Raw genomic sequence first — 23201 nt, 5'->3', positions numbered from 1 at the left:
CCTCATCGACCGACACACGACGGGCAGTCAGCACGCAGAACATCACGAGGCTCGGCCGAAGTAGACGACCAGGCTCAGAAGCCGTAGCGGTGGTACTGGGCGATCATCCGGACCGCCGGAACCAGCGACATGACCTTCCCCATCAGCTGGTAGCCGCCGGACATCCCCTGATGGAAAGCATCAGCGTCGAATACCGATAGTGCGGCGAGCTGCCGAATTCCGGGCACCGCGGACACGATGTCATCGGGACCGTCGATCGCCCAGTGCAGCGTCGACCCTGAGCGCCGAACGACAGCGTTGATTTTCTGCGCCTTGATACCCAGAGCATTGAATGCGTCGAATTGCAGCTCACCGGAGGGAAAGTGCTCGACCGTTCGACGCAGTAGGGCGACGCCGGCGTCTTCGGTGAGGTACATGGTCAGGCCCTCGGCGATCAGCAGCACGGGGCGGTCGGCTGGAATCGCCTGCAGCCACGCGGGATCCGTCACGGACGCGGGCACACGGTGATGGTGCTCACGGGACGGGTAGAGCCGTTCGTGCAGTTCGATCACCTCGGGGTAGTCGACGTCATACCACTCGACTTCGGGGCCGGGGTCCAGCCGGAACACACGACTGTCCAGCCCGCAACCGAGATGCAATACCGTGGCACGGTCGTGCAGGGCGAGGAATTCACCTGCCCATGCGTCGAAGTGGACCGTGCGAAACGTCACTCCGGACGCGTTGCGTGGCGTGATGCTGGTGCTGGGCCAGTCGTAGTCGATGCGCCGTACCGCGTCTTTGGCCCATGTGTCACCCAGGAATGGGGTTTCGGCATCGGCATCCAGCGCCCTGGCGTACAGCGTCGCGAGCATCGTCTGCGGCGCCCCGGTGAGGTCGACGTGAATCTTCGCAGGTTCAGGCAGATCACCATATGAACACATGTTCAGTATGTTAAACATGTGTTCAACGTAGGTCAAAGTGCTTGGCGGTCAGGGATCTACATCGGCGACAACCGCGACCACGATTCCGACGACCCCCTGACAGCATGCGTTGGTGAGATGTCACCATGCTTATGTGAGATATCACCATACGTAGGTGGGATGCCTAGAGCTCAATGGCGAGCCGACCGGTGCCGATAACAAGGAGGAAGACGGTTTGACCGAAGCGCCGACGGATCCGAGTGGACCGGCGGCCGAACAACCGCTCGCTCGCGCACTGGGGGATGTTCGTCCGTGCGGCTCCGGAGTGCCCGACCCCGTCGGCGGCGCTTTCCACATACAGACAGCGCAAGCGCTCCTCGGCGCTGGCGTGGTCACTCTCATGGCTCCTCCCTTTCCGGCACCGGTGCGATCGTCGCACCGGCCGACAGCAGTCTCTCCGCCAGCGCACGGCAGCGCCTCCCGAGCTCTGGAGGGTCGAGTACCTCGAAGTCGTGCCCCAGCAGGAGCACGTGCATGAGCACGAAGTCGAGGCTGCCAGCGCCGCTGAGCACCTCGCAGAGCTCGCTCCCTCGTCGTCGTACGACGGCCGCCGAGGCCGGAATCTGCGCGCGCACAGTGTCGGCAGAAGCGTGTACGAGGAAGCGCGCCTGGTGCGGGTAGACCCGACTCGCCACACCCTCCTGCACGTACATCGCCGCGTCGGGCGCCGCGCGCGGGCGGAAGCGCCAGGTCCGTGCAGACACATCGGTCATCCGGTCGACTCGGAAGCTGCGCCAGTCGTCACGATCGAGGTCGTAGGCGAGAAAGTACCAGCGCCGATCGGAGGCGACCAGGCGGTAGGGCTCGACTCGCCGCCGTCGCACCTCGGTCCCGGACGGGTAGTCGAAGCCCGCTTCGACTACGTCGCGGCAGGCTCTGGCCAGTGTCATGAGCACCTCGGGGTCGACCGGCGCGGGACCTGCGCCAAAGGACTCCACCGAGCCCGAGAGCGCGCGCACCTCATGGCGTAACCGGGTGGGCAGCACCCGGTCGAGCTTGGTCAGCGCCCGGAGTGCGGCGTCGCCCACGCCGGCAACCGCGCCACCCACGCCGACGAGCAGCGAGACCGCGGTGACGATCGCCTCCTCGTCGTCGAGAAGCAGCGGCGGCAGGTCCTGCCCCGGGCCGAGCTGGTAGCCGCCGCCGAGACCCTGGCTGGCATGCACCGGATAGCCGAGCGTGCGCAGCCGATCGACATCGCGCCGTATGGTGCGCGGCGTGACCCCGAGCCGGTCGGCGAGTTCGGGGCCGGTCCAGACCTGTCGCTGCTGCAGCAGTCCGAGCAGGGTGAGCACCCGCTCCGTCGTACCCCGCTCGTCACCGCTCGCCACGTCCACGTCGCCACCCTGCCAGATAGCGGACCGATCCTGTCCGCTAGGAGTGTCAGGGTGGTTCCATGGATGCAGACGAACTCGACTGGAACCGGACGCTGCGCGAGCAGTGGGAGTACCACTGGAACCATCAGCTCCGAGCCCGGCTCGACGGCCTCACCGACGACGAGTACTTCTGTTCGCCGGTGCCGGACGCCTGGACCGTGCGGCCGCGCGGAAGCTCGACGACGCCCGCGCAGTTCGGTGCCGGGGACTTCACGATCGACTACGCCTTCCCCGAGCCGGTCCCCGCGGCCTTCACCACGATCGCTTGGCGACTCGGTCACGTCATCGTCGGCGTGCTCGCCGCGCGCAACGCGGCGCACTTCGGCGCGCCGGCCGCGTCGTACGAGACCTGGGAATACGCCGGCAGCGCGGCGACCGCGCTCGACCAGCTCGAGGCCCAGCTCGATGTCTGGCTGGCCGGGGTGCGCGGCCTCGGCGAGGCCGGGCTCCGGGTCCCGGTCGGTGCGAAGGAGCCCTTCCCCGAGCTGCCCATGGCCGATCTGGTGCTGCACATCCACCGTGAGCTGATTCACCACCTGTCCGAGGTCTGCCTGCTGCGCGACCTATACCTGCACACGAAACCCAGCACCCCGAGGAAGCAGCTCATGACCGCAAAGACGACACACCTCGACCCCGAAGAACTTCACAGCAACCCGGCCTTCACGCAGGGTGTGATCGCACCCGCTGCCCGGACGCTCTACGTTGGTGGCCAGCTCGGCACCGATGGCACCGGAAATCTGCTCGACGGTATCGAGGCGCAAACCACTCAGGCAATGCAAAACGTGCTGACCGTGCTCGCTGCCGCGGGTACCGGTCCCGAGCATGTCGTCAAACTCAACATCTACCTCGTCAACGGGGTCGACGCACAGGTGGGATACGCGGCGTCGCGATCAGTGTGGGGAAGTCACCGCACAGCCATCACGGTCGTTTCCACCGCAGGACACGCTCGCCCAGGCGCGCTCGTGGAGATCGACGCAGTAGCGATCGTCCCCGAATAGGGCGAACCCACGAATCGAGGCTCGCAGGGCGCAATTCGGCGCGTGACCGATACAGAATCGGCTGACGGGACGTGTCCGGCCCTGACGCGCGGCCAGAACAGCTCCTCCGCGCCGACCAGCCGAGCACACGATATCCGGCCGCGGTCATCGCGCGGGTGCTCGGCATCGACCGCACCCGTGCCGCGACGCTGATCAGCGCCCGCGGCTGACGCAGCGTTTCGCCGCCGAAACGCTCACCCTCACGAGACCGGGCCCTATGGGGATCAGCCGAAGCAGGCCCACCCGCCTCGGGCAGCTGCTGGACAGGTGAAACCCGAGAACGGGGCCGAGCCGGCCGATCCCTGTCCCGCGCAGATCCGTTCGGTCAGCTGCTGCCGAACGAGCCGCCGCCACCCCAACCCCGGTCGCCCCAACCGCCACCGTCACCCCAGCCACCGCCGCCCCAAGGGGGATCAACCTGTATCACACCGGGTACGGGCGTCGGCGCGGCCATGGCAGGAACGGCCGCCGTCATCGGAACGGCTATCGCGGCGCAACGAGCGCGACCTTCGCGAGCAACTGGCACGTGCCGACTCGGCGCGTCTTGTCGGTCATCATCGTCACCTTCTTACGGCGAGTTCGCCGCACGGACCTGACTCGCCGATTATCGAGTTCGTTGACATTCCCCGACACTTCTGATGGTAGGCCCGCACCCCCTGTCGCCACCATCACGCGAACAGTCCGGACTGCACGAGAGAAGGGCGTGTCGGTTCAGTGTAAACTCAAGCGGCTCGAGAGCCGGTTCGAGCTGCGGCAACCGAGCTGATCCTGATGTGCGGCGGACGAATCTTTTCCCGGCGGCGTGAATCGCTCGAGGCCGACGCCACCCGATAAGCGAGCGCGGCCGTCATGAGCCGGGCCGGGCTGCCTGATGGCGCGCCGCATCGTACTGCTCGAAATATGCCTCGCCCACGACGAACATTCCGCGTTGCGGCAGCCAGAAGTCACCCAACTTCGCCTGCTCGGCCAGCGGCCCCGGAGGACCGATATCGATTCCATCGATCCGTGCACCACTCTTCTCGACGGTCCACAGCATCCGCGGACTGGCCCGGAACCATTGACCATTCGGGGAAGTGCCGCTGAGCCGCACCCGCCCGACGCCCAGCGCCGGACCCGCAACCCGCGACATGAGCGACAGGACGCCTGGGCGTCGCCACAAAGCCGCAGGCAGCATGCGACCGAGACCCGTCATCGCCGCCGTCGCCGCCGATCGTCCCAGCTCGAGATCCCACACGAGCCTGTCGCGCACCTCGACCGTTAACGCGGACGGACCCGTCCAGGTCACCGAGATGTGTTCAACCCGTGCGTCTTCGAGCGCCGAGCCGAAATAGCGGGCGCAGCTGGCCTCCGCGGAAACACTGCTGTAGATCACCCATTCGCCGACCGGGTCTCGATGCCACACCGAGTCGTACCCTTCACCGATCGAGCTGGCAGGGAAATGCCGAAACGCCAAGTAGTGGCCGCTGGCGAATGGCATCCCCATCAACCCGTAGCCGGAAAATCGCTCCTGACCCACACCCGATGGGAGCGTTTTGTCGATTTCGGCGATCGATCGTGGGCTGTCGGTCATCGCCAGCCTCCTCGACGAGTACACCCGTACCGGTCATCTTAGTGATGCAAAGGCCGGGCGACTGACACAAAAATCCTGCGATTCGATGCCATTCCGACTTACCTGCGACCCCGACCACCGTCCGTTCCCGGGGTTGATGCCGCATACGCTTCGGCACTCCTACTGTGCGTCGAGTTTATTGACCCTCGTCGTCGAGCCCCTGGACCTCGAAGCCGGAGACTCCGCGCAGACATTAGGTTAGCCTGACCTTAGTCAGGTAAGATGTGCCTCTTGTGCGCGGTAGACGCTCGGCCGGCGACGTGAGTACACCGAATGCCTCGATGCGACCGCGCACAGTGTCGACGCAGTCGCGCTGACGGTGCGACTCAGCACATCGGGCTGCAACCACGGAGGCAATTGCATGGTACGGGAACATCTATTCCGGGATCCTGCTCGGTGGCAACTACGCAAGGTCATCCGGCGTCTGCACGCTCGAGCCACCGCGACTCGCTGTCGTCGCCGTGTCGTATGGTTCCTGGCCCTGACCTTCGCGCTGCTTGTTCTTCCAGGCGGTATCGGTGCGGTAGCGACAGCGCAGAGCAATACGACCAGAGCGGGTGGGACGAGGATCTCGGCTCTGAGCTGGATGGAGATCCGGGACTCGTCGGGAGTGCCGTTGACCGATTACCTCTTCGCTACCGGCCACGGCAGTCTGCTGAATCCGTTGGAGACAGCGGTGGCAATGGTTCTCGGCCTGGAATTCATCGGATACATGGTTCTGGTGACCTCGACGGTGTGGGTGATCGGCTTTGCGATGAGCTTCCGGTGGCTGGATCCGTTCGGCAGCGCGTTGAACGGGGTTGCGGATGCCCTCACCGAACAGATCGCCACCCCCCTTGTGCTGATGGTGGCGGCCTCGATCGGCGGATTCTTCGTGGCGTGGTTCGTGGTGCGCGGACATCACGCCAAGGCGGCGATGCAGGTCGTGACGATGATCGGGGTGGGTCTGCTCGGCCCGATCGTGCTGGCGGAGCCGCTGGCCGACGTCCTGTCGTCGGATGGCCTGCTGGCCACGGGCCGCAATCTGGGTATCTCGGTCGCCGCCGGATTGCACGGTCACCGGCGTCCGGATCCCGATCAGCTGGTGGCCACCATGCAGGCCGATATGGCCGACAACTTCGCACGGCACCCGGTGCAAGTGTGGAACTTCGGACATGTAGTCGACAACTCGCCCAACTGCCGCGCCGCGTGGTCGGCGGGCGTGCGAGCCGGCGACGACACCCGAGTGCTGAACAGCATGCGGACCTGCGGCGACTCGGCAGCCTACGCCGAGGCCGACCATCCCGGGATGGGGCAGATCGGCTCCGGGCTGGTGCTACTGGCCTGCGGGACCATCGTGCTGTGCTTCGGGACCTATCTGGGATTGAAGGTCATCTGGGCCGCGCTGGATGCGATCTATCACGCGTTCATGACCATATTCGGTTTCGCCGCAGGCGGATTCGTCTACGGGCCCACGCAAACCTTCCTGGTCCGCAATCTCGTCGACAGCTTCGTCGCGGCGGCGCGCATGACGATCTTCACCCTTTTCCTGGGCGTCTACACGTTGTTTCTGGGCAATCTCTTTGCACAGGCTCATGACCAAGTCATGGTCGTGCTCGTCCTCGGCGCCATCGTGGAGGTCGTCGCCATCGTCCAACTCAGGCGGCTCAGCGCCAATCTCACCAACGGCACCGACTGGATCACCAACAGGTTCAGCCTCGCCATCCAAGGTGCCGGGACCTCTGCCCGTGACGGCTCGAGCGGTAGCGCCCTGGGAATGGGCTATGCCGGTGCCCGGCACGCCATGACCAGCCCGCACGGCGGACACGGCGGAGGACACGGCGGGCTCCTTGCCGGGATGTACGCACTCAATTCCATCAACACCAGCCCGCTGACCTCGTGGCTGTTCCTGCGGGATCACCCTCTCGACCCATATTCGAGGATGAAGAACAGGGCGCAACGGGAACTGTGGCAAGCCCAAGCCACCCCGATCGGCTCGTCCACGATCTATGGACGAGACGGATTGTTCACACACAATTTCCGGGACAAACAGAGCCTTGTGCACGCTGCCCGTGCCGGCGTCACCGCGGCCGAACGAGCCGGTCGCGGCGGCATCAATACCGCTCGTGGCGCCGCGGCGGCCATCGAGGAGGCGGTGACGCAACGCGGCGCGAGCCTCTCCCAACTGAGTTCCGCCTTGCGCGGCGCAGGTTTCACCGACGACGATCTGGTCCACCGAGCCGTGGAGGCCCGCAGCCGAGTCACGCGATACAGTGCGGCCGATTCGCTGGCCGACAAGAACCTGTCGGCAGTCGTCGCCGCTGCCGCCTACACCAATGCGGCCCAAACCCCCGCCGCCATCGCCGAGATCGAACGCGCGGCACTCTCCTACCGACACCACATGCCAGGCACAGTCACTCTGCACGGCAGCACAACCGACACCCACACCGCACTGGGGTACGTGCACGACTACATGGCCGCCCCTACCAAGGCAAAACTGACTGCTCTGCAGAAAGTCGCGGACGGGGAGGAAACGGCCCCATACAGCCGGGAGGAAGCGCTGCTCATGATGAGGTGGATCGGCACCGAACACGCACAGCGAACCGCAGGCGCCGTCGAAAGATTCGTCGCTGACCCGGCCGATAGGGCCCACATACGTGCCGTCCAAGCCCAACTCAGCGCCGCGATCGACACCGACCGCTGGGCCGCAGGCGCCAAAAGAACGCCAACCAACATCGTCCTCTCACCCGCCATCCGGTGATCGCATCGCTTGCCGCCACTCGGGAGAGTGTCATCGCTCATCGGCGACGTGGACCGGTGGCGTAGTAGTGGCGGCGGTACCGCGCGAAGTCGTCCACCCTCGGCACCGGCGGCAGGGCACGGGAGTACGCAGCAATGCGCGCACAGTGGTGACGCGACAACTGGACGGCCAGAGCCGACAGTGGCCGAGATCGCGGCGCGGGGTGTCTGTGACCCAACTCGCGCCGGCCTGGTTGCTACGACCCGAAACCTCGTGAGTGACAGTTGTGTCAGTGCGCTCCGAGCGCATCCAGGATCATCGGACGCGCCGTCGCGAGCGCTTGCTGCCAGTAGGGCCAGGTGTGCGTTCCGTTGACGATGTCGATGCGAGCGGCAATTCCCAACGCCGCGATTCGATCACCGAACATCTGGGCGGCAGCCATCGTCATCGCCTCGAGGCTCATCGCGTTCACCGTGTTGCCGATTCCGTACGGCAGGTCGAGCGGACCAGGCACGCCATTGCCCGTCGAGACGTATACCGGCAGTCCGCGCAGCAATTCTGCCTGCACAGTGGCATCGTTGCGGCTCCATGCGGGGTCCCCGGCCGGACCCCACATGTCGTCCACATTGAAGTTGCCCTCGTCCCACATGGCAGCGCGCATCGCTTCGCTCCAGAGCGGAAACGTCGGGTGCACGAATCCTGAAAAGGATCCGGCGAACTTGAACTGGTCGCGATGGTGTCCGGCCAGCATCAGGGCGGCGTTGCCCCCCATAGAGGCCCCCACGATGGCGTTGTTGGTTCGCGACACGCCGTACCGTTGCAGGAAGGCAGGCAGCTCCTGGGTGAGGAAGGCCTCCCATTTGTACGTCGACGCCTGACGGTTGGTACTACTCGGTCGGTACCAGTCGGTGTAGAAGCTCGAGCGACCACCGACCGGGAACACCAACGTGACGTTATCGCCTGCGAACTGGCGCAGCGCGTCGGTATCGGTCGTCCACTGACTGTGGTCGGCAGGCGCACGGAGACCGTCGAGCACGTAGAGAGCCGCGCTCCCGCCGCGGGCCGCCCACTGCACCTGGACTTTGATCGGCCCCATGCTGGACGGCACGAAGAGTTCCTCGAAACCGCCTACCGGTGCGCGCAATATCGGTGCATAGATCGGTGCGGCGGTAGCCACCGCCACGCCGATCGACGGCACCAGCACAGCGGTTGCTATGACTGCACCGGTCTTCCACAGCCAACCACGAATTACCCGCTGGTCCCCAGATCGCGCTGCCACGCCCACCCCGCATACCTCCTGCCTTCTTCCCCGGTCGGTGACCGAGGAGACCCGAATTCGGCTGTCGCTCAGACCGAGTCGCTTCCCGTGCGCTTGCGGCCCGCCGCGCCCGGAATCGGAAAGACCCATCATAGATCGTGCCGCGGTCGCTCTCGCGCCACCGTGAACGCCGTGACCGTGCAGCGCACGGGGTGAACTGCCGTCAGTGAGCACGCCATCTCGGCGTGACGAGTCCGCGGCTGACACGGCAACTCGCGCTCGTGTCAGCGACGAGAGCGGCGCTATCGTCGGATCCGACCTCGCGGGCCATTTGTTCACCCTGGTACCGACGGCAGTCTGATCCGCCGCCCTCGGACCACGAAAGCCGTTGCACACCTGTGACAACGGCTTTTCGTGTCGGCGCTCGTGCTACGCGGCAGGCGCCGGGACAGTGTCACCGAGGTTGGTGTCCTTTGTCTCCTCCGCCCATGCCAGGCAGGCGACGAAGCCCACGACGGTCAACCCGGCGCCGATCAGCATGGTCGGACCCACACCGATCTCATCCAGCGAGACCGGCAGCAGGAACGTTCCGACGGCCGCCCCGATGCGGCTGATGCCGGTGGAGATTCCGATCGCGGTAGCCCGGACCTCGGTGGGAAACAGTTCGCTCGGGTACGTCCAGTCCAGGACGTTCGGTCCGCCGGAGAACAGTGCGTACAGGCAGAAGCAGGTCACGATGACGACGATCGGGGCCGTGGGCGCGATACCGAGCACTGCCAGCGGGATCGCCATCAGGCCGAAGGACCACACAATCAGCGGGCGCCGCCCCCAGCTGTCGACCCATCGCAGCGCCGGCACACAGCCGATCAGGAACAGCAGGCTGATCAGCGCGGAACCGACATATGCCATGACGCCCTCGTTCAGGCCGAACGCCTCGAGGATGACCGGGCCGAAGGTGTAGATCGCGAACAGAGGGGTCACCTGGCACAGGAAGAAGAGGCCGCAGAACGTAATGCGGCGCAGGTTTCGGCCCTGGAATACCGTGCGCAGCGAGGCGCGCTGCTCGGGGTTGCCTGCCGCGATGACCTCCGTTGCGACGGCGGCGTCGGCGTCGACGGTGTCGCCGAAAACCTTGCTGATCACCTGACGCGCCGCGTCTTTGCGGTCACGCTGGACCAGCCACCGCGGCGATTCCGGGGTGCCTATCCGCATCAGCAGGACGACTACGCCAGGAATTGCCGAACTGACCAGGATCCACCGCCACAGGTTGTCGCCCCCGAAGTGGATGATGGCCAGGCCGACCACGTAGGCGGCGGTTGCCCCGATGTACCAGAACACGATCAATGCGCCGAGCATGCGGCCTCGCTTCTGTCTGGGCAGCCATTCGGCCAGCAGCGAGGTGGCGATGGGGTAGTCGGCGCCGATGGCCAGGCCGATAACGAAGCGGAGCACCAGGACCTGCCAGCTGGTTGCCGCGAACGCGGACAGTAGCGATGCTCCGACGAGCACCACCACGTCCAGGATGTACATGACTTCACGGCCGATCTTGTCGGTGATAGGGCCGAAAACCGCCGCCCCGACCAAGATCCCGACCAGGGCCGCTGCCCCGATCGCGCTGAGCATGAACACGCTCAGATGTAGGTCGTCCGTCATCCCGGCGACGGCGACGCTGACGATGCTCAGTACGTAGCCGTCGAGGAACGGCCCGCCGGCACAGCGATACATCAGGCGGCGGTGAAATGAGGTCACCGGCGCATCATCGAGGCTGGTCACGATGGCTGCCGGAGTGGTTGTCGTCATTACGAATCCCTTATCGCCAGCGACACTCGGAGAATGCGCGAAGTCGAAGAGTGCCTGAAGAAATATCTGATTTGCCCGGCTAACACATCAGCGTGCTGTGACTGTATTTCAGAGGTTCGGGCCGGTCAAGGGGTGCATCACGAGGAAGCACCTGATTGCCGCCGAATGGTTCGAATCGCCAACCCGTTCGAGAGCGGGCGGGGCAGGTCCGGGGCGATCGCCAATGCTCCGAAGTGGCACGCGAACTCAGCTCCGGGGCCTGCCGGGCGGGCGTATCCCGCCCGCCCGAAGCACCACCCCGACCTGCAGTGGCATTCACTTGGGCTTGACCCCGCCGCGACTCCGACTTATCTTTTGATATATCAGTTGTCGACATACTGACCTGCAAGACGGTCACATTCACCACGGAGGCGACCGTTTCGGCGCTGCTCCGGCCCCGTGACGCTGCGATGTCGTTATTCGGTAACGCGGCAGCCGTACCTGGGCACACCTGTGAAATCTAGGAGGACCATCATGGGGTCACCGCGCGTAGTGATCATCGGAGCAGGCATCGTCGGTGCCAATCTGGCTGACGAGCTGACCGCCCGAGGCTGGGATCGGATCACCGTCGTTGACCAGGGGCCGCTGCCCCTGACCGGAGGATCGACCTCCCATGCGCCCGGCCTGGTCTTCCAGACGAACGCATCGAAGACGATGACCGAGTTCGCCAGGTACACAGTCGAGAAGTTCGTCGGCATGGACGTCGACGGCGAATGGTGCTTCAGTCAGCTCGGCGGTCTCGAGGTGGCCACCACCCCCGAACGTCTGGCCGACCTTCACCGCAAGCAGGGCTGGGCGACGTCATGGGGGATCGAGGGATCCGTCCTCGATCCGCAGGAATGTGTGCAGCTGCATCCGCTCGTCGACGAGAACCAGATACTCGGGGGGCTCTACGTGCCGACCGACGGACTCGCGAAGGCGTCGCGTGCCGTTGTCGCTCTTGCCCGGCGCTCGGAGGCTCGGGGTGCGGTTTTCCGGGGGCTGACCAAGGTCACAGGCATCGAACAGTGCAGTGGGCGGGTCACGGGGGTGGACACAACGAACGGGGTCATTCCGGCGGACATCGTCGTTTCGTGTGCGGGCTTTTGGGGGCCGGACATCGGGGCGATGGTCGGCATGAACGTGCCGCTGCTTCCACTGGCCCACCAGTATGCCAAGACAGATCAGATCCCCGAGCTCGTGGGCCGCAACAGCGAACTCGCCGAGGCCGGCTTCCCGATCCTTCGCCACCAGGACCACGATCTCTATTACCGCGAGCACGGCGATCGTCTCGGAATCGGAACATACGCCCATCGCCCGATGCCGGTCAGCCTGCGCGACCTCGAGGAAAGCGACGCGGTCTCCGCCTCGGACATGCCCTCGATGCTTCCGTTCACCGGAGAGGACTTCGCCCCGTCGTGGGAGCAGAGCAAGCGTCTCCTTCCCGGTCTCGAGTCCGCCAAGATCGACACCGGTTTCAACGGCGTCTTCTCGTTCACGCCCGATGGCGGACCACTGATCGGCGAGTCCACCGACGTGGCGGGATTCTGGATTGCCGAAGCCGTGTGGGTCACACACTCCGCCGGCGTCGCTCGCGCGGTCGCCCAACTCCTTGTGGACGGGCGAAGCGAAATCGAGTTGCACGGCTGCGACGTGCACCGCTTCGAGGAGATTCAGCTCGCACCCGACTACGTCAGCGAGACTTCGCAACAGAACTTCGTCGAAATATATGACGTGCTACATCCGCTGCAGCCACGCGTTTCGCCTCGAGACCTGCGCGTGAGCCCCTTCCATGCTCGCCAGCGGGAACTCGGCGCATTCTTCCTCGAAAGCGGCGGGTGGGAGCGCCCCCACTGGTTCGAGGCCAATGCCGGTTTGCTCGATGACCTTCCGGAGGAGTGGACGCCCCCCGCTCGCGACGCGTGGTCCGCGAAGTTCCACTCCCCGATCGCTGCAGTCGAGGCCTGGCGTACCCGCACGTCGGTCGCTATGTATGACATGACCCCACTCAAGCGCCTCGAGATCAGCGGGCGCAGCGCCTCTAGCCTCTTGGAGCGCCTGACGACCGGAAAGATGGACAAGTCCATTGGGTCGGTGACGTACACGCTGGCGCTCGACCGCGCCGGTGGGGTGCGCAGCGATCTCACCGTCACGAGGCTGTCCGCCGACACCTTTCAGGTCGGCGCCAACGGAAACCTCGACCTCGACTATTTCCTTCGCCAGGCGCCCGGTGACGGCAGCGTGCAGATCCGTGACATCACCGGCGGCACTTGCTGCATAGGCCTATGGGGCCCGCGGGCCCGCAACTTGGTGCAGGCCCTCAGTAGCGACGGCTTCTCGAACGAGAGTTTCAAGTATTTCAGGTCGAAGAATGTCCGTATAGCCGGCGTTCCGGTCACCGCCATGCGTTTGTCATACGTCGGCGAGCTGGGCTGGGAGCTGTACACCTCGGCCGACAACGGTCTTCGGCTGTGGGACGTTCTGTGGCAGGAAGGCCAGCAGTACGGCGTGATCGCCGCAGGCCGAGCAGCATTCAACAGCCTGCGCATCGAGAAGGGCTACCGCGCGTGGGGCACCGATATGACCACCGAACACAACCCCTACGAGGCGGGCCTCGGCTTCGCCGTTCGCCCGCAGAAAGGGGAGTTCGTCGGCCGTACTGCGCTCGAGGGTGTCAGTGACGCGACGGTCGCCCGGCGCCTGGTCTGCCTGCGGGTCGATGACGGCCGGTCCGTCGTGCTCGGACAGGAACCGGTTTTCCTGGACGGCCGCCCAGTCGGCTACGTCACCAGCGCCGCGTTCGGCCACACGGTCGGCGCACCCATCGCCTACGCCTGGCTGCCGGCGACCGCAGCACCCGGAACGCCAGTAGAGATCCAGTATTTCGACCGGCGCGTCGCCGCCACGGTCGTGGCCGAACCGATGGTCGACCCGGAGATGAGACGAATCAAGGCCTGACCGCTCGGGTCCCACGCCGCCAAACCCGCTTCGAACATCAGAAGGAAGCCATGAGAGCCCAGCCGATCCCGACGGACCGCCGCTATACCGCAGGCCATAGCTGGTTGGCCGTCGCCCCGGGCGAGCATCTCGCCGACTACCCGATTCGATGCGGCGTCGCCGAGGCCGCGGTAGAGGGCGTGAACGTCGTCGCGTTGGACCTGCCCGCGGTCCGCAGCACAGTCACGGTCGGCGCGCCGTGCGCGCTGATCTGGACCTCGGCACGAACAGCGATCACCGTGGCCGCACCGATCACCGGCCTGGTCACATTGGCGAACGCCGCGGCCGTGGACGATCCGAGGCTGGTGGCCGCCGATCCGTTCCACGCCGGATGGCTTTTCGCCGTTCTCCCCACACCGACTGCGTCGACCGAGGGGTTACTCACCGCGGTCCAGTACGCCAACGGACTCGGTGCCGCGACATGACCCGTCGAATGCGCACCCGCCCGTGGGCATCCACGCACCGATCCCCACCCGGATCGCGGCAGGACCGTCAGCGGCGGACGTCGTCATCCGAGGCAGGCCGCGGCGCCCGACCTCGGGCGAGACAGGCCGCGAGCGCCGACCACCGCGGCCGGCAGCACTCCCATCACAGCACGGCGCGGACGGCCTGTTCGAACCCGACGACGTGCGCGAGGGCGAGCTCGGCGGCGCTGTCCGCGTCGCCGTCGACGATGGCGTGCAGCAACTCGGCGTGCTCACGCACATGCCCGGCGACATCGGGCAGCCGGTCGAGGAACAGGCACCAGATCCGGGTGGCGTGGGCGTCCTGGCACACCAGGACGTCCTCGAGGTAAGGGTTGCCCGCCGCCCGGTAGATCTCGCGGTGGACGCGCACGTCCTCCCGGAGAACCTGTCGGCGGTCGCCGCCGCGCTCGAGACGGGCGATCTCCGCGGCGAGTTCCGACAGCCGGGCGCGTGCGTCGAGTGGCGCAGTCCGGGCGGCCCGCGCGGCCGCCACCGGTTCGAGCTGCTTGCGAATCTCGGAGATATGCGCGAGATCGGTGATGTCGACGGTTGTCGCGAACGTTCCGCGGCGCGGGTAGGCCACGACCAGCCGGTCGCGCTCGAGCCTCTTGAGCGCTTCGCGCACGGGTGTGCGGCCGAAACCGAGCTCGCCTGCCAAGCGCTCGTCGTTGATGGGCTCGCTCGGCCGAATGTCCAGCAGGACCAGTCGCTCGAGGATGAGCTCGTAGGCACGGTCTGCATTGGAGGCGAGAGGTTGTGCAACCACCGTCGCCTGCGTTCGGACGCTCACGTTCCTCTTTCTCGGGGCTTGTCGGGATGGGTTCATGGAGACCCTTGACCTTTGCGTGCCAAGAATCATACTCTATCCACCGACTGATATATCAGTCTGCCTCATCTGAGCGGCGGGGCGACTCCGGGTGGCGACCGCGACGCCACCCGGACCGCCCCCCGTATCCGCTCCACAACCTGACGGAGGCCACCCGATGAGACCACAGACCCCGGGCGCTCACCTGCCCGAGCATCCCGACTTCCTCTGGCGTAACCCGGAGCCGAAACGCTCCTACGACGTCGTGATCGTCGGCGGCGGCGGGCATGGGCTCGCGACCGCCCACTACCTCGCGAAAAACCACGGGATCACGAAAGTGGCGGTCCTGGAGAAGGGCTGGCTCGCGGGCGGCAACATGGCCCGCAACACCACACTGATCCGCTCGAACTACCTGTGGGACGAGAGCGCGCGAATATACGAACACTCGCTGAAACTGTGGGAGAGCCTCGAGGACGACCTCGGCTACCCCATCCTGTTCAGCCAGCGCGGCGTGCTCAACCTGGCGCACAGCCTGCAGGACGTCCGCGACAGCGTCCGCCGGGTCGAAGCCAACAAGCTCAACGGCATCGACGCGCAGTGGGTCGAGCCCGACGAGGTCAAGAAACTCTGCTCGATCGTCAACACCTCGTCCGATATCCGCTATCCGGTGCTCGGTGCGACGTACCAACCCCGCGCAGGCATCGCCAAGCACGACTATGTCGCCTGGGGGTTCGCCCGCCGCGCCGATCAGGCCGGCATCGACATCATCCAGGGTTGCGAGGTCACCGGCTTCGTCACCGATGGTGACCGGGTGACCGGCGTGCGGACCTCCCGCGGAGACATCGCCGCAGGGCAGGTCGCGCTCTGCGCGGCCGGCCACACTGCGGTGCTCACCGAGATGCTCGGAATCCGAGTTCCGGTGCAGAGCCACCCGCTGCAGGCGCTGGTCTCCGAGCTGCTCGAGCCCGTGCACCCCACCATCGTCATGTCCAACGCCATCCACGTCTACGTTTCCCAGGCGCACAAGGGTGAACTCGTGATGGGTGCGGGTATCGACTCGTACAACGGCTACGGCCAGCGGGGCGCGTTCCACATCATCGAACGCCAAATGGCGGCGGCGGTCGAGCTCTTCCCGGTCTTCGCCCGCGCGCACCTGCTGCGGACCTGGGGTGGAATCGTCGACGTCACCCCCGACGCCTCCCCTATCGTCGGCCGCACCCCGTACCGCAACGTGTATCTCAACTGCGGCTGGGGCACCGGCGGGTTCAAAGCGACACCTGGCGTCGGCTGGTGCCTGGCCGACACCATCGCCCGCGACGAACTCCATCCCTACACGGCACCGTTCAGCCTGGATCGTTTCATCACGGGTGCGCTCGTGGACGAGCACGGCGCCGCCGCCGTGGCGCACTGACCTAGGAGCGGCAATGCAACTCATCGAATGCCCATGGTGCGGACCCCGCGAGGAGACCGAGTTCCATTACGGCGGCCAGGCGCATGTCGCCTACCCGCAGGACCCGGCGGCCATGTCCGACGAAGAATGGGCGCACTACATCTTCTTCCGGGCAAATCCGAAGGGGCCCTTCGCCGAACGGTGGAGCCACAGCGCCGGGTGCCGGCGCTGGTTCAACGCCGTGCGCGACACCGCCACCTACCGATTCCACGGCGTGTACCGCCTGGACGAGCGGAAGCCGACGATCTCGTGAACGCATCGCATCGCACGCCGACCGGCGGTCGCATCGACCGCGACACCACCTACGAATTCACCTTCGACGGCCGCACCTACACCGGGCACCCGGGCGACACGCTCGCGTCAGCGCTGCTCGCTCACGGCGTGCACAACGTCGCCAGTAGCGTGAACCTCGGCCGCCCCCGGGGGATCTCGGCGGCATGGGCCGAGGACACCGGCGGCATGGTCCAGATCGAGGAACCGTTCCCCGAGCCGATGCTGCTCGCGACCACCATCGGGTTGTTCGACGGCCTGGTCGCCCGCGGTATCTCTGGAAAGGGCCGACTCGCCACGATCCCGGATGTCGCCGAGTACGACGCCCGGCATGTCCACGCCGACCTCTTGGTCGTCGGCGCCGGTCCGGCCGGGCTGACCGCGGCGCTGACCGCGGCCCGAGCTGGCGCACGGGTCCTGCTGGTCGACGAGCAATCCGAGGCGGGCGGCTCCCTGCTCGGCGGCACCGACACCATCGACGGCGTCCCCGCGCTCGACTGGGTGGCAGCCGCGGTTTCCGAACTGGCCACCTACCCGCACATGTTGCACCTGCAGCGCACCACCGCGTTCGGACACTACGACGACGGCTTCGTGCTCGCGCTCGAGCGACGCACCGACCACCTCGGGCCCGAGGCGCCGGCTCACGTCTCGCGGCAGCGGGTGTGGCGGATCCGCGCGCGGCACGTGCTCGTCGCGGCCGGTGCCCACGAGCGGCCCGTCGTGTTCACCGACAACGACCGCCCCGGCATCATGCTGGCGCACAGCGCGCGTACCTTCCTGCACCGCTACGGCGTCCGAGTCGGAGAGCAGGCGGTCGTCTTCACCACTAACGACAGCGCCTATCTCGCCGCGATCGACCTGCACGACGCCGGCGTCCACATCAACGCCATCATCGAGGCCCGCGACCGGGGGCCGCAACGCTGGCAGCGAGAATGCGACAAGCGGGGGATCACGATCCGCACCGGATCCGTGGTCCGCGGCACCCGCGGTACCAACCGCATCACCCATGCCGTCGTGTCCGCGCGCTCCCACAGCGACACCTCGCCCTACGTTCCGCTCGCGTGCGACGTGCTGCTGGTCAGCGGTGGCTGGAACCCGGCGGTGCATCTGTTCAGCCAGGCCCGCGGCAAACTGCGCTATGACAACGTCCTCGGCGCGTTCCTGCCCGATGAGCAACTTCGCGGTGTCTCGGTCGCAGGCTCCGCCAACGGAGTCTTCGCCCTGTCCCAATGTTTGCATGAGGGCAAGAAGACCGCTGCCGCAGCGATTCTCGAACTCGGATTCGCCCCGACGTCGCCGTCGAGCGAGGCGACCGTCGAGGGCGATGCGGAGCAGACGCCCCCTTTGGTGCTCTGGCGCGTCCCCGACGCCGCCGGGGAAGAGAGCGCGTTCGTGGACGTACAGCGTGACGCGACTGTCGCCGACCTGGCTCGGGCGATCGGCGCGGGCATGCGGTCGATGGAACACATCAAGCGTTACACCACCATCGGCACCGCGCACGACCAAGGCAAGACCTCCGGGGTCGTCTCCTCCGGCATCGCCTCCGAACTTCTCGGAGTTCCGATCGAGGACCTGGGCACCACCACCTTCCGCCCGCCCTACACCCCGGTCTCGTTCGCTGCGCTCGCAGGCCGGGACCGGGGCTCTCTGTTCGACCCGGAACGTGTGACCGCCATACATGACTGGCATGTCGCCCACGGTGCGGTGTTCGAGGACGTCGGACAGTGGAAGCGGCCGCGGTACTACCCGCGTCCCGGCGAGGATATGGACGGCGCCGTTCTGCGCGAGTGCGCGGCTGTGCGCGGCGGAGTCGGCATCCTCGACGGCTCCACCCTCGGCAAGATCGACGTGCAGGGTCCGGACGCAGGCGAGCTGCTCGACATGATCTACACGAACATGATGAGCAGCCTCGGGGTCGGCAGGGTCCGGTACGGCGTCATGTGCGGGGTCGACGGCATGGTTATCGATGACGGCACCGTCATGCGCCTGGCCGAGGACCGATTCCTCGTGTTCACGACCACAGGCGGAGCCGCGAAGATCCTCGACTGGATGGAGGAGTGGATCCAGACCGAATGGCCCCATCTGAAGGTCCACCTGACTTCCGTCACCGAGCACTGGTCGACCTTCCCCGTCGTCGGGCCTCGCTCTCGTGACGTCGTCGGCGCGGTCTTCCCCGACCTCGATATCTCCAACGAGGCGTTTCCGTTCATGACGTGGCGGGACACCCGCCTCGGCGACATCCCGGTCCGGGTCGCGCGGATCAGCTTCTCTGGCGAGCTGGCCTTCGAAGTCAATGTCGACAGCTGGTACGCGCTCGCGGTGTGGTCCCGGCTGCTGGAAGCCGGCCGAACCCGAGGCATCACCCCGTACGGCACCGAGACCATGCACGTGCTGCGCGCGGAGAAGGGGTATCCGATCGTCGGGCAGGACACCGACGGAACCGTCACCCCGCACGATCTGGGCATGGCGTGGGCCGTGTCGAAGAAGAAGCCCGACTTCGTCGGCAAGCGCTCGTTCAGCCGGGTCCAGAACAGCAACCCACAACGCAAGCAGCTGGTCGGGCTGCTGCCCATCGACCGGCAGACCGTGCTGCCTGAGGGCTCGCAGATCATCGAGTTCCGCGAGGACGGGGTCCTCCCGCCGCCGCCGGTGCCGATGCTGGGACACGTCACCTCCAGCTATCGCAGCGCCGAGCTCGATCGCCCCTTCGCCCTCGCGCTGCTCGAGGCCGGGCGCTCCCGCATCGGGGAGACCCTGCACATTCCCGTCAAAGGCACCCTGGTCCCGGTGCAGGTCACCGGATCCGTCCTGATCGACCCGGAAGGAGCACGCCGCGATGGCTGACACCCTCGCCCCCGTCAGCCCCCTGCAGGGCCGGGAGCACAAGATCTCGGCGCTACCCGAGTCCGTCCGTCTGAGCGAGGAGCCCTTCGTAGCCATGGTCGATCTGCGCATCGATGCGCCCGGCTGGGCCGCGCCGGTGTCGGGGGTCGGCCTGCCGACCGTGGCGTCCACCTTCGCGCGCTCCGATGCCACCACCGTGATCTGGCTGGGGCCCAACGAATGGCTGGTCACCGACACCATCCGCACCGGCAGAGCCCTCGAAGCCGACCTGCGGGCCGCCGTCGCCCCGCACGGCGGCGCAGCGGTGGACGTGTCAGCGCAGCGAACCACGCTGCGACTGCGCGGTACACACGCCCGCGACGTACTGGCCAAGGGCTGCTCGCTGGACCTGCACCCGAACGTCTTCACCGCTGGCTCGGCCGCGCAAACCACCCTCGCCCGGGCCGGCATCGTGCTGCTCGCCCTCGACGAGACCGGCACCGACCACCGCATCCTCGTCCGATCCTCCTTCGCGCGTTACCTCACCGACTGGCTACTCGACGCGGCCATCGAGTTCAGCCCGGACGGGCGGTGACGGCGGAGCGCATAGGTGACGGCCGGACGGCCTGAGGCACCCGATCCCGGATCCCGCCCGATCCGGGATGGGCCTGCGCACAACCGTGCGCACCGATGTAGCCTGATGGCTGTCTGATACTTCAATGCGTGTAAGAGATGTTTCAGGGGGCATGGTGACACCGTTGCCGCGGCCTTCGAGCAGGGTCCGCACGTCGAACAGCGAGTTACTCTCCGACCGCGCCTACGTGGCAATCCGAGACAAGCTCATCTCTCTCGACATAGCCCCCGGCGACACCATCGACGAGGAGCGGCTTGCCGCTGAGCTGGGCGTCGGCCGAACTCCGGTGCGCGAGGCGATCAAACGCCTTGCCCATCAAAAACTGGTTGTCATCTATCCGCGCCGGGGCAGTTATGCGTCGGAAATCGATGTCGCCGACCTCGAGTCGATCTGCGACATCCGCGAGCGGCTCGAAGGGTTGGCCGCCGAACAGGCCGCCCGCCAGGCCCGGTACGAAGAACGTCAGGAACTCCAGCGCCTGCTCGCCGAGTTCAACGGCTGCACGGACCCGACGGCGCTGCTCGAGCTCGACACCGCGATGCACCGGACGGTGCACCGACTGGCCCACAACGAGTATCTGCGTGACATCTTGATGCAGAGTCTCGACCTGTCGCTACGGATATGGAACATGGCGCGCGAGCGGCTGCCCCACCTCGAGCATCACGTGCACAGTCAGGCCGAGGTACTGCGGGCGATCCTCGACCGTGACCCGGAGCGGGCGGGCGAGCTCGCCCAGCGGCACGTACGCGAGTTCGAGGACGAGGTCCGGGAGATGTTCTGAATGGCGTAGCCGGCTGTGCCGGATCGCCAGGCAGGACAAAACGGGCTCTGTGACACTGCGGTGCACGTGCCTCCGGGCTGGAGCTTCGTGGCCGATGCATAGTCCACGATGTGCACACGGGTCCTTCCACCAGATACAGCGCCCGTCCCTGTGACGCCGATTCCACCGCACCCCTTGACCCCGAAACGCCACCACTCTAACGTGGTGATATATCAGTTGTCGCCACAAAGTGTGACAGGCGCGCCAGGTGAGCGGCTTCCGCGACCAGACGACTCGGAGACCTCATGCCGCGCTATGTCTACGACTTCCGCGAAGGCAGCCGAGACCGAACCGACCCACTCGGCGGTGTGATCCCGGTACGTCTGCGCCGGCAGTCCACCCGCGCACTCGCGCGGCCAACGAAAGCTAGGAGTTCACGATGCCGCAGCAGGTACGCGGGGTCATCGCCCGCGCGAAGGGTGCCCCGGTCGAAACCGCGACCATCACCATCCCGGATCCCGGCCCTGGCGAGGTTGTGGTCGCGATCGCCGCGTGCGGGGTGTGCCACACGGACCTGACCTACCGCGAGGGCGGCATCAACGACGAGTACCCCTTCCTGCTCGGCCACGAGGCCGCGGGCGTCATCGAGAGCGTCGGCCAGGGCGTGGACACCGTCACGGTCGGCGACTTCGTGATCCTCAACTGGCGGGCAGTGTGCGGAAAGTGCCGGGCCTGCAAGCGCGGTCGGCCGCAGTACTGCTTCGACACCTACAACGCGACACAGAAGATGACTCTCGAGGGCGGCACCGAACTGACCCCGGCGCTGGGCATCGGCGCGTTCGCGGACAAGACCCTCGTACACGCCAGGCAGTGCACGAAGGTCGACCCGTCCGCCGACCCCGCGGTGGTCGGGCTGCTGGGCTGCGGGGTCATGGCAGGCCTGGGTGCGGCCGTGAACACGGGAAACGTCACCCGCGGCGACTCGGTGGCGGTGATCGGCTGCGGCGGTGTCGGCGACGCCGCGATCATGGGCTCGCGGCTGGCCGGGGCGAACAAGATCATCGCGATCGACCGCGATCCCCGCAAGCTGGAGTGGGCCACCGAGTTGGGCGCCACCCACACGATCAACGGCGCCGAGGTCGACGTCATCGCGGCCGTGCGGGAGCTGACCGGCGGCTTCGGCGCGGACGTGGTGATCGACGCGGTCGGTCGGCCCGAGACCTGGAAGCAGGCGTTCTACGCGCGCGATCTGGCCGGAACCGTGGTGCTCGTCGGCGTACCGACCCCGGACATGACCCTGGAGATACCTCTGGTGGACTTCTTCTCCCGCGGCGGCGCACTGAAGTCGTCCTGGTACGGCGACTGCCTGCCCGAGCGTGACTTCCCGATGCTCGTCGACCTGTACCAGCAGGGCAGGCTGCCGCTGGAGAAATTCGTCACCGAACGCCTCGAGCTCGACCAGGTCGAGGAGGCGTTCGCGACCATGCACCGCAACGACGTGCTGCGCTCGGTGGTGGTCCTGTGAGTCTGCGTATCGATCGGGTCGTCACCTCCGGCACCTTCAGCCTCGACGGCGGCACCTGGGAGGTCGACAACAACATCTGGCTGATCGGCGACGACACCGACGTGGTGATCGTCGACGCCGCGCACGCCGCGCAACCGATTATCGACGCCGTCGGGGGCCGTCAGGTCACCGCGGTGCTCTGCACCCACGGCCACAACGATCACGTCACCGCCGCCCCCGAACTCGCCGAAAAGCTCGACGCCCCGCTGCTGCTGCACCCCGGCGACGACGTGCTGTGGAGGATGACCCACCCCGACGAGCGGTACCGGCGTATCGACGACGGGCAGCGCATCGGAATCGCCGGCACGGAGATCGAGGTCATCCACACCCCGGGTCACTCGCCGGGCTCGGTATGCCTGCACATGCCCGAGGCCGGAGTGTTGTTCTCCGGCGACACGCTGTTCCACGGCGGCCCTGGCGCCACCGGCCGGTCCTACGCGGACTTCCCGACGATCATCGACTCGATCCGCGACCGCGTGTTCACCCTGCCCGAGGACACGCTCGTACACACCGGGCACGGCGAGGCCACCACGATCGGCGTCGAGTCTCCGCACCTGGCCACCTGGATCACTAGAGGACACTGACGATGACCGACCGTTACACCAGTGCGCAAGTGCCCGCCGTGAGGTGTCGCTCCAGCAGGGCATCGAGGAAG

General features: G+C 66.6%; 18 protein-coding genes and 1 pseudogene. 13 read left to right on the top strand and 6 right to left on the bottom strand.

Annotation, left to right across the window (positions count from 1 at the left end):
- Window positions 1-74: 74 nt before the first annotated feature.
- Both OHB12_RS00315 and OHB12_RS00310 read right to left on the bottom strand, forming a co-directional pair.
- Window positions 75-920, bottom strand: a complete 846-nt coding sequence (locus tag OHB12_RS00315) for a class I SAM-dependent methyltransferase (RefSeq protein WP_327115034.1) — start codon at window positions 918-920, stop codon at window positions 75-77.
- Window positions 921-1297: 377 nt separating this feature from the next.
- The gene (locus OHB12_RS00310; protein WP_442800058.1) at window positions 1298-2290 is read right to left on the bottom strand and encodes a helix-turn-helix transcriptional regulator; all 993 of its coding nucleotides are present in this window, start codon (window positions 2288-2290) and stop codon (window positions 1298-1300) included.
- A 65-nt stretch (window positions 2291-2355) separates the two neighbouring features.
- Here OHB12_RS00310 and OHB12_RS00305 point away from each other — a divergent pair.
- From OHB12_RS00305 to OHB12_RS00295, 3 genes and pseudogenes are all read left to right on the top strand, one after another.
- Window positions 2356-2907, top strand: a pseudogene (locus tag OHB12_RS00305) (DinB family protein); the annotation flags it as partial.
- Between the two features lie 33 nt (window positions 2908-2940).
- Window positions 2941-3333: a RidA family protein gene (locus OHB12_RS00300; protein WP_327120812.1), complete on the top strand. Its 393-nt coding sequence runs from the start codon at window positions 2941-2943 to the stop codon at window positions 3331-3333.
- A gap of 71 nt (window positions 3334-3404) precedes the next feature.
- The gene (locus OHB12_RS00295; RefSeq protein WP_327115030.1) at window positions 3405-3542 is read left to right on the top strand and encodes a hypothetical protein; all 138 of its coding nucleotides are present in this window, start codon (window positions 3405-3407) and stop codon (window positions 3540-3542) included.
- Window positions 3543-4219: 677 nt separating this feature from the next.
- On the opposite strand, the gene OHB12_RS00290 is transcribed toward OHB12_RS00295, so the two are convergent.
- Complete coding sequence (locus OHB12_RS00290) at window positions 4220-4942, bottom strand: hypothetical protein (protein ID WP_327115028.1); 723 nt, start codon at window positions 4940-4942, stop codon at window positions 4220-4222.
- Between the two features lie 400 nt (window positions 4943-5342).
- On the opposite strand from OHB12_RS00290, the gene OHB12_RS00285 reads away from it, so the two are divergent.
- The gene (locus OHB12_RS00285; protein ID WP_327115024.1) at window positions 5343-7721 is read left to right on the top strand and encodes a hypothetical protein; all 2379 of its coding nucleotides are present in this window, start codon (window positions 5343-5345) and stop codon (window positions 7719-7721) included.
- Window positions 7722-7989: 268 nt separating this feature from the next.
- Here the strand turns inward: OHB12_RS00285 and OHB12_RS00280 are convergent, their stop codons facing one another.
- Both OHB12_RS00280 and OHB12_RS00275 read right to left on the bottom strand, forming a co-directional pair.
- The gene (locus tag OHB12_RS00280) at window positions 7990-8979 is read right to left on the bottom strand and encodes an alpha/beta hydrolase (protein ID WP_327115022.1); all 990 of its coding nucleotides are present in this window, start codon (window positions 8977-8979) and stop codon (window positions 7990-7992) included.
- 408 nt (window positions 8980-9387) lie between these two features.
- Complete coding sequence (locus tag OHB12_RS00275) at window positions 9388-10758, bottom strand: MFS transporter (protein WP_327115020.1); 1371 nt, start codon at window positions 10756-10758, stop codon at window positions 9388-9390.
- 513 nt (window positions 10759-11271) lie between these two features.
- Here OHB12_RS00275 and OHB12_RS00270 point away from each other — a divergent pair.
- Window positions 11272-13734, top strand: a complete 2463-nt coding sequence (locus OHB12_RS00270; protein ID WP_327115018.1) for a GcvT family protein — start codon at window positions 11272-11274, stop codon at window positions 13732-13734.
- Window positions 13735-13784: 50 nt separating this feature from the next.
- Window positions 13785-14198 (top strand): glycine cleavage system protein H, encoded by a 414-nt coding sequence (locus tag OHB12_RS00265; protein WP_327115016.1) that lies wholly within the window; start codon window positions 13785-13787, stop codon window positions 14196-14198.
- Window positions 14199-14361: 163 nt separating this feature from the next.
- Here the strand turns inward: OHB12_RS00265 and OHB12_RS00260 are convergent, their stop codons facing one another.
- On the bottom strand, window positions 14362-15030 hold the full coding sequence (locus tag OHB12_RS00260) for a GntR family transcriptional regulator (RefSeq protein ID WP_327115015.1): 669 nt from the start codon (window positions 15028-15030) through the stop codon (window positions 14362-14364).
- 193 nt (window positions 15031-15223) lie between these two features.
- Between OHB12_RS00260 and OHB12_RS00255 the strand changes: the two genes are divergently transcribed.
- The 7 genes from OHB12_RS00255 to OHB12_RS00225 all read left to right on the top strand — a co-directional run bounded on the left by OHB12_RS00255 (window position 15224) and on the right by OHB12_RS00225 (window position 23130).
- Complete coding sequence (locus OHB12_RS00255) at window positions 15224-16456, top strand: sarcosine oxidase subunit beta family protein (RefSeq protein WP_327115013.1); 1233 nt, start codon at window positions 15224-15226, stop codon at window positions 16454-16456.
- A gap of 13 nt (window positions 16457-16469) precedes the next feature.
- Complete coding sequence (locus OHB12_RS00250; RefSeq protein WP_327115011.1) at window positions 16470-16748, top strand: sarcosine oxidase subunit delta; 279 nt, start codon at window positions 16470-16472, stop codon at window positions 16746-16748.
- Window positions 16745-19609, top strand: coding sequence for a 2Fe-2S iron-sulfur cluster-binding protein (locus OHB12_RS00245; protein ID WP_327115009.1), 2865 nt, complete (start codon window positions 16745-16747; stop codon window positions 19607-19609). Before OHB12_RS00250 ends, OHB12_RS00245 begins: the two co-directional genes overlap by 4 nt.
- On the top strand, window positions 19602-20183 hold the full coding sequence (locus OHB12_RS00240) for a sarcosine oxidase subunit gamma (protein ID WP_327115007.1): 582 nt from the start codon (window positions 19602-19604) through the stop codon (window positions 20181-20183). The genes OHB12_RS00245 and OHB12_RS00240 overlap by 8 nt, the downstream gene beginning before the upstream one ends.
- 151 nt (window positions 20184-20334) lie before the next feature.
- Window positions 20335-21003: a GntR family transcriptional regulator gene (locus tag OHB12_RS00235; protein ID WP_327115005.1), complete on the top strand. Its 669-nt coding sequence runs from the start codon at window positions 20335-20337 to the stop codon at window positions 21001-21003.
- Between the two features lie 418 nt (window positions 21004-21421).
- On the top strand, window positions 21422-22507 hold the full coding sequence (locus OHB12_RS00230) for an S-(hydroxymethyl)mycothiol dehydrogenase (RefSeq protein ID WP_327115003.1): 1086 nt from the start codon (window positions 21422-21424) through the stop codon (window positions 22505-22507).
- Window positions 22504-23130: an MBL fold metallo-hydrolase gene (locus OHB12_RS00225; protein ID WP_327115001.1), complete on the top strand. Its 627-nt coding sequence runs from the start codon at window positions 22504-22506 to the stop codon at window positions 23128-23130. The genes OHB12_RS00230 and OHB12_RS00225 overlap by 4 nt, the downstream gene beginning before the upstream one ends.
- Window positions 23131-23201 lie beyond the last annotated feature (71 nt).

The sequence above is a fragment of the Nocardia sp. NBC_01730 genome, from assembly GCF_035920445.1.
Taxonomy (GTDB): Bacteria; Actinomycetota; Actinomycetes; order Mycobacteriales; family Mycobacteriaceae; genus Nocardia.
Note: the sequence above shows the minus strand (reverse complement) of the source record. Positions and strands in the feature narration are given on the sequence as shown.

Bases quoted from the DNA above. Each gene is read 5' to 3' on its own strand.
- OHB12_RS00235 (WP_327115005.1), top strand. From the start codon at position 20,335: ATGGTGACACCGTTGCCGCGGCCTTCGAGCAGGGTCCGCACGTCGAAC.
- OHB12_RS00230 (WP_327115003.1), top strand. From the start codon at position 21,422: ATGCCGCAGCAGGTACGCGGGGTCATCGCCCGCGCGAAGGGTGCCCCG.
- OHB12_RS00270 (WP_327115018.1), top strand. From the start codon at position 11,272: ATGGGGTCACCGCGCGTAGTGATCATCGGAGCAGGCATCGTCGGTGCC.
- OHB12_RS00240 (WP_327115007.1), top strand. From the start codon at position 19,602: ATGGCTGACACCCTCGCCCCCGTCAGCCCCCTGCAGGGCCGGGAGCAC.
- OHB12_RS00315 (WP_327115034.1), bottom strand. From the start codon at position 920: ATGTGTTCATATGGTGATCTGCCTGAACCTGCGAAGATTCACGTCGAC.
- OHB12_RS00300 (WP_327120812.1), top strand. From the start codon at position 2,941: ATGACCGCAAAGACGACACACCTCGACCCCGAAGAACTTCACAGCAAC.
- OHB12_RS00250 (WP_327115011.1), top strand. From the start codon at position 16,470: ATGCAACTCATCGAATGCCCATGGTGCGGACCCCGCGAGGAGACCGAG.
- OHB12_RS00275 (WP_327115020.1), bottom strand. From the start codon at position 10,758: ATGACGACAACCACTCCGGCAGCCATCGTGACCAGCCTCGATGATGCG.
- OHB12_RS00285 (WP_327115024.1), top strand. From the start codon at position 5,343: ATGGTACGGGAACATCTATTCCGGGATCCTGCTCGGTGGCAACTACGC.
- OHB12_RS00255 (WP_327115013.1), top strand. From the start codon at position 15,224: ATGAGACCACAGACCCCGGGCGCTCACCTGCCCGAGCATCCCGACTTC.
- OHB12_RS00290 (WP_327115028.1), bottom strand. From the start codon at position 4,942: ATGACCGACAGCCCACGATCGATCGCCGAAATCGACAAAACGCTCCCA.
- OHB12_RS00265 (WP_327115016.1), top strand. From the start codon at position 13,785: ATGAGAGCCCAGCCGATCCCGACGGACCGCCGCTATACCGCAGGCCAT.